5 protein-coding genes are annotated in these 6,376 nt (G+C 29.8%); all 5 read right to left on the reverse strand.

Going from position 1 to position 6,376, the window contains the following annotated elements; genetic code table 11:
• Positions 1–77: 77 nt before the first annotated feature.
• The 5 genes from ABIK75_08110 to ABIK75_08130 all read right to left on the reverse strand — a co-directional run bounded on the left by ABIK75_08110 (position 78) and on the right by ABIK75_08130 (position 5,783).
• Positions 78–578, reverse strand: a complete 501-nt coding sequence (locus ABIK75_08110; GenBank protein MEO0091052.1) for a hypothetical protein — start codon at positions 576–578, stop codon at positions 78–80.
• Entirely contained in the window at positions 579–1,898 is a 1,320-nt protein-coding gene (locus ABIK75_08115; protein MEO0091053.1) for a deoxyribodipyrimidine photo-lyase, read from the reverse strand.
• Positions 1,891–2,811, reverse strand: a complete 921-nt coding sequence (locus ABIK75_08120; GenBank protein ID MEO0091054.1) for a DUF523 and DUF1722 domain-containing protein — start codon at positions 2,809–2,811, stop codon at positions 1,891–1,893. Before ABIK75_08120 ends, ABIK75_08115 begins: the two co-directional genes overlap by 8 nt.
• A gap of 82 nt (positions 2,812–2,893) precedes the next feature.
• Complete coding sequence (locus ABIK75_08125; GenBank protein ID MEO0091055.1) at positions 2,894–5,098, reverse strand: hypothetical protein; 2,205 nt, start codon at positions 5,096–5,098, stop codon at positions 2,894–2,896.
• Between the two features lie 85 nt (positions 5,099–5,183).
• Positions 5,184–5,783: a hypothetical protein gene (locus tag ABIK75_08130; protein ID MEO0091056.1), complete on the reverse strand. Its 600-nt coding sequence runs from the start codon at positions 5,781–5,783 to the stop codon at positions 5,184–5,186.
• Positions 5,784–6,376 lie beyond the last annotated feature (593 nt).

Here is a 6,376-nt window from a genome sequence, read left to right on the forward strand (position 1 = left end):
GCTGCCTGTAAAACCGCCATTACCTGAAATCGACCAACCATAGAAAAAGATACCTAAATTTAAATAATTGTCAATATTTAAGAGTTTTGTTTATTTTTAGTTTTTAAATAATTTTTCCATTCCTTTTCGTATATCTCCTTTCTTTTCTCATAAGGGATAAATTCAATGTTTAAGATTTGGAATATCTCTTTCTCTTTGCTACTAACCCTTTTGCCATTTTCCCTTTTAAAAAGTCCGTATTGGTTTAAAAGATAACCTTTTCTTTTGGCGATACTTCTTAACCAGATATTAAATTTACTGCTACCAATTAAATATAAGGCAAAACTTTCCCAAGCATCATAGTAATCTTTCGGCAAGGAATAGAATTCTATCCTTTCATAAAAAGGCAAATCTTTTAATATTTCTTTCACTTTCTCTAAATCTTCTTCTTTCACGAGTATGTCAAAATCACCGATTGTCCCTTCCTTTCTAATATAAGAGCCATAAATTCCATATTTGATATTCTTCAATCTATCTTCCATAATTTTTACCATTTTCTCCGCTTCTTCGTAAGTAATTCTTTTTTCAATTTTTGCCATTTAAGATTTTTTAAGATATATTTCTCTTATCAATTTTATTCTTTCATAATGATTAACAATCGGTTGATAATAAGGAAGTTTATAAGTTATTGGATCAAAAAGCATATAGGCAGGTAGGTCTTTTAATTCTGGTAGATATTTTTTTATATATTTTGCTTCTGGATCAAATTTTCTTGCTTGGATAATTGGGTTAAAAATTCTTAAAGGTTTTGAGTCAGGACCAACTGAAGCATTCCATTGCCAATTACCAATATTTACTACTTCATCATAGTCAATTAAATATTCTTTAAAAAACTCTTCGCCAATCCGCCAATCTACTAATAAATCTTTTGTTAAAAAGGAAGCCAATATCATCCTTGCCCGATTGTGAAGCCAGTTCTCTTCTTTTAGTTGCCTAATTGCTGCATCAATTATTGGATAACCGGTTTTTCCTGCAATAAAGGCTTTGATAAATTCCTCATTATTCTCCCATTTAATATCCCTTCTTCTTTCTTGAAATTCTTTATCTCTAAATTCCGGAAAATAATTTTTAATATGATACCAAAATTCCCGCCAAGATAGTTCTTTGATAAATTGAGAGTTTTTTGCCTTTTTAAAAGCCTCTTTGTATATTTTTCTTAAAGAGATTACTCCAAAACGAATATAAGGAGAAAAACGAGAAGTACCATCAATATCTAATCGGTTACGAAGTTCATCATAATTTAGATAATCAAATTTCTTTATCCGTTTAAATATAAAATCAATCTGCCAATAACTATTAGGCTGATAATTTAGTTTTGGTAATATATCTTTAATAGTTGTCTCTTTAATTAAGGGTACTTTGATTTTTTCTGGTGGTTGATAGATCTTTAAATTAAGATTTGCCTGCCAATATTTAAAAAAGTGAGTAAAGACTTTTTTATAAGGAATCTTTCTAATATCACATAAAAAGTTGTTTAAAAAAGTATGAAAGGCAATTTTCTTGTCTAAAGAAATTCTTTTTACTTTCTCTTCAATCTCTTTACCCGTATAAGAAAAGGCTTCATTAGTAAATATTGCTTCCGGTTGGTATTTTTTAATTAAATAATCAAAAACCTTTTCGGGTGAGTCGTAATAACAGAAAAGTTTTCCCTTTATATCTCTTAATTCTTTATCTAAATATTTTACACATTCAATCACAAATCCCAATCTTTTTCCATAACTTTTAAAATTTTCTAATAACTCCGGTATAAAAATAAAAACTGGTATAACCTCTAAAGAATTTTTATAGGCATAATAAAATCCTTCATTATCATCAATCCTTAAATCTCTTTTAAACCAGAAAATAACCCTTTTATACACCTAATTCTTCCGGATAAGGATTTAAATATCTTTGTAAAAGAAGATATTTAGTGTCAAAACGATAGGCAAAATTTCTTATCAATTCTAAAATTACCCTTAATTCTAAAAAACCCTTTTCATATTTATTTAACAAATTTTCCAAATGTTTTCTCTCATTCTTATTTAATTGGGAACTTAAATGGCCAATAATATGTCTTAATGTATTTATCTCTCTTCCCTTTGAAGGTTTTCTTTGAAAGGCTTGATAAAAAATTTCTTTATATTGCTTAATCTTCTCTTGTAAATTTAATTTTCCATCAGCAACAATTTGACCTAATTGGTTAAGATGTTTTTGGCTATAGGTCATCAAAAGATATTTATACTTAGTTTGAAAATCTACCAATCCTTTAGCAGTGGGATTTTTGGTTAATTCTCTTAAATCAGCAAAGGCAAATATTCTTACTAAAAAATGTTTCTTTATTTCCGGATTTCTTAATCTTCCTTCATCTTCTAATGGTAAATAGGGAAATCTTTTTCTTACTCCTTCGGCAAAAAACCCATATCCCCGACCAATCACCTTTTTACCGTCTTCATTATGAAACTTTGCTGAACCAACTCCACAAGATGGGGATTTACTTTTCAAAATGAAACCATCAAAATCCTCTAAATTATTTAATTTTTCTTGAATATACTTTTCCATTTTTTCTGTTAAATCTCTTTCTGTCTCTGGTTGGAATAATCTTTTATAGTTATCTTCTTTAATAATTATTATTCTTGGGCGGGGAACTCCTAAACCAATATCAACTTCTGGACAGACATCAATAAAATCAACATAATCTTTAAGTTTCTCAATAAAAAAATCTTTAACTATCTCACCATTATATCTAACTGGCTCTAAAAAACACCTGCTAATAATAATTTTCGGTTTTGCCATTTAAAATTATATTAAATATTTATAATCCTGTCAAAAAATATTAGTAAAAAGTGTCTGATAACCTGATGGATTTAGTGACTAATTAATTTCTTATAAAAAAGAATTTCCTAAAAATTATTTCATTTTCTTTCTTTAAGCGAATAAAATAAATTCCTGAGGGGATATGAGGAAGTTCTAAATATATATAATTCATTCCTTCTTTCATTTTTCCTAATTCAGTTGTTGTGATTATCCTTCCTAAATTATTTATAATATCTAACTGAAGATTTTCTTCCTTAGAAAGTCGAATGGCTAAAAATAATTTTTTTCTCTTAATATCTACTTTAAAATTATCTGATTTTAAAGATTTTATATTGATAGTATCTTCCTTGATAGGAACTCCATAATATTCAAATACATAAAAACCACCGTGATCTAAGGCGGCAAGAATATAATTACCCCTTACTCTAAGAGTAGAGACATATCCTGATATTTTATAATAACCAAGTTGTTGGATATGATAAATGTCCGAAACATCTAAAACCCTTATACCAAAATAACCATCTGCGAGATAGGCTATATTATTCTCTGTTACTAAAATATCACTTGGTTTATATTCCTGATAATAGGTCAAAAGCGTTGGGTTATTTGGATTTTTCACATTAAAAATAAATAAAGCAGCATCATCGCACACAAAGGCTATCGTATCTTTTACATATATTCCATTAGTACCACCCGAGGAAATAAAATTAGGAACAAAATGATATACTTGATAAGGAGAATAAGGATTAGCAACATTATAAATTCTAAACCCTCCGTATTCTTCACCCCTATCCCAAGGACCATCGCCCACATAAGCAAAACTATCTTTTACAAATAATCCATAAGCATCAGCATCTTCATTTTCTACGGAACCCAAGAGAACAGGAGAAGTAGGATTAGATATATTCCAAACACTAAATCCTATCGTCCATTCGCTTTGGGCAGCATGCGCCATATAAAGAAAAGTATCTCTTATAAATAATGCCCGAGCATAAGAGAAACGGAGAGAGTTAATTACATTTATTGAAGAAGGATTGGCAATATTGATTATTTTTAATGTATCCCACCACATTTTAGAAGTATAAGCAAAACTATCTTTAATAGCAACATCATAACACCAACTTACATCAAAGTTTAAATAAGAAATGTCTATAGGATTAGATAAATTAGAAAAATCAATAACTGTCATACCCATACCACAAGCAAGAAAGGCAAAATTATCTTTTGTTTCCATTCCTAATATCCAGGCAGGAGTAAAAAGGGAATCGCATAAAACCCGGGGATGATAAGGGTCTCTAATATTCACAATTGCTAAAGCCGTGGAAACTAAGTATGCCATACTATCTAAAATTACTATATCCTCTGCACACAAAATAGGAGCATTGCTTACAAAAGATGGTGAGCGTGGATTAGTAATATCAATAATATCTAAACCATTTGGTAAACGGGTTATATAAGCAAAATTATCTTTTATTGCCATTCCTCCTGTATATTTATATGGATCGGTAAATATCCATTCACCAATTTGGTAAATATTTGCTGGATTACTTATACTTAAAATTTTCAAAGAAGCCCTCCGTAATTCAACCGAAATAGGAACATAAAGAAAAGTGTCTCTTACCCAAATGTCCGTTATCTCCTCGTATACAGAAACATTCCATCTACCAATTTCTCGCGGTCGGGAAGGGTTTGAAATATCATAAACTAAAATACCAACGGACGCTATTCCCAAATAGGCATGATTTTGAAAAACAAAAAGGTGACGATTCCACCACCACCCACCTGCATTAATAAGAGGAGTGGCACTTATTCTAACAGGATTTATTGGATTAGAAATATCATAAATAAAAAAGGTATCACCAAGAATATAAGCATAATTTCCTTCAATATATATATCCTGAATCATCATTAATTCTACATAACTTATCCTTTGCGGTTGGAGAGGATTTGTAATATCTAAAATTGAAAAACCTTCCCACTTATGTACTATATATAGGAAATTATCCTTTCTCACAATCTCGGAAATACAATATCCTTCAATAAAAGGTATTTCACCAATCTTCACCGGATTTTGTGGATTTGTAGTATTATAAATCCAGATTCCATGCCCTACACCTAAATAAACAATATCATGAGAAATAGGATATACATCTCTTGCCTTATCATAAGGCCAGGCACCTACTAACCTAATATTTAAAGAATCCCTTAAAGATGGAAAGATTAATAAAGGTAAACACAAATTAATTAAAACTAAAATTTTTTTCATATCTCCTCCTTTTTAATTTTAAAATAGTTAGCCGGGGATATAATATCCCCGGCTTTCTTTATTTTTTATACCATCGGATATGAAATTATTGTCTTACTGTTTTATCAGGGTAACCTTTACCTCTACCATTTACATCAAGGACCGAAAGGTAATCACCGGGCACGGGTGGTAGATAACCCATATGACCGCTTGCTACTCTTACAGTATAGGACATTTTAGGTGTCATTGGCCATCTCCATAGGTCTCCGTCCCTAAGTTCTACCTCTTGGTCATTTACCAACATATTAGGCCATTGAGGATTGCCGTTCAAAGGATATAAATAGTAATAGGGGTTTCTCCTAATAGGACCAGTATGTAACGAACCCATTTGCAATCTATTAAAAATTACATTATACCAAAGGTCTAAAAAATAAGGTCGCGCACCTGTTTTTTTTGTCCAGGCTTGCGTAGAGATATAATAAAACTGATTATCTCTCCAAGCCCTTACTTCCAATTTATGCTCCCAACCATCATCTGTTGAACCTCCAAATTCTTCTACTTCTTCATTAGGTAAAAAATAAGGTGGAACAATCTCTGACATTGGCGCGTTTTTATCTACATCCCATTCCTCAAAAGGAATATGTTCTTGAGCAAAAATAAAAGAAATTCCAATAAAAACAATTAAAAACGCATTTCTCACCTTCATACTTCCTCCTTTTTAACATAAAATTATAATCATGAAAAAAAAGTCAAGAGGAATTTTCAATTTTTAAATTATAAAATAAGTTGTTGAAATTACATTAGTTATAAATAAATTTCAAATTTTTTATAGAAAAAATTATCTTAATAGAGAAGAGGGTACGGGTTTTTTCAGAGTCCTAATATATTTTTAAAAAAGTGGTAACCTTTTGCCCTTCTTTTTCGTATTATATATATGGGAGAAAATAAGTTTAAAGAAAGATATTATAAAAAGAAGCAACCTTATCAAATAGTTAAATATCATAAGATAAAGTTATTATCAAATATTGAAGGTTTGAGAAAGAAAGATTTATTGAGAAATAAACCAAAAAGGAGGTGCTTAACGCGGTTTAATTTTCTTTCTTTAATAACTAAATAAATATCCCTTTTATTATTTTCTAAAAACTATCTTAATAAGACAAGGGGATTTTACTTTCTATTAAGAAGGGAGCAGTATAGGAGATAGTATAGAATCTGGTCTTTAATAGTCATAAAAAGATAATAAGAAAAAGTATAATAGCGTATAAAGATAATTAAGAAATTGATTAAATATTTTAGTTT

The sequence above is a fragment of the candidate division WOR-3 bacterium genome, from assembly GCA_039801725.1.
Taxonomy (GTDB): Bacteria; Hydrothermota; Tepidihabitantia; order Tepidihabitantales; family DTDR01; genus DTDR01.